The organism is Vibrio sp. 10N.222.55.C6, assembly GCF_041473395.1.
Taxonomy (GTDB): Bacteria; Pseudomonadota; Gammaproteobacteria; order Enterobacterales; family Vibrionaceae; genus Vibrio; species Vibrio crassostreae_C.
The window spans coordinates 1-246 of the sequence record NZ_JBFRSD010000796.1 but is presented as its reverse complement, the minus strand read 5'-3'; the positions used below and the strand labels follow the sequence as shown (position 1 = coordinate 246).

Below are 246 nucleotides of genomic sequence, written 5' to 3'. Positions count from 1 at the left end.
CATGATCTCTACAATAGGAGTATCCAAAGGCAAGCTGTTTAAAATACCTCTACGAATATCACCATCAGTTACCACACCTAAAAGGTGCTGTTCATCATCAACAACTAACGCAATTCGCAACGCCTCACTATCAATAACCCTAAGAGCATCAACAATAGTTGCTTCTGGTTTAACTATTGTTTTTTCCCAAGAATAACTCATGACTTACCTTATTATTTTTTTATTACCGTTCGGCTTGGGTAGCAA

At 37.4% G+C, this 246-nt stretch carries 1 protein-coding gene; it reads right to left on the bottom strand.

What is annotated here, in order from left to right; all coding sequences use genetic code 11:
* On the bottom strand, positions 1–201 hold a 201-nt coding region (locus AB4486_RS26235), incomplete at its 3' end, for a CBS domain-containing protein (RefSeq protein ID WP_372119689.1).
* Positions 202–246: the final 45 nt, after the last annotated feature.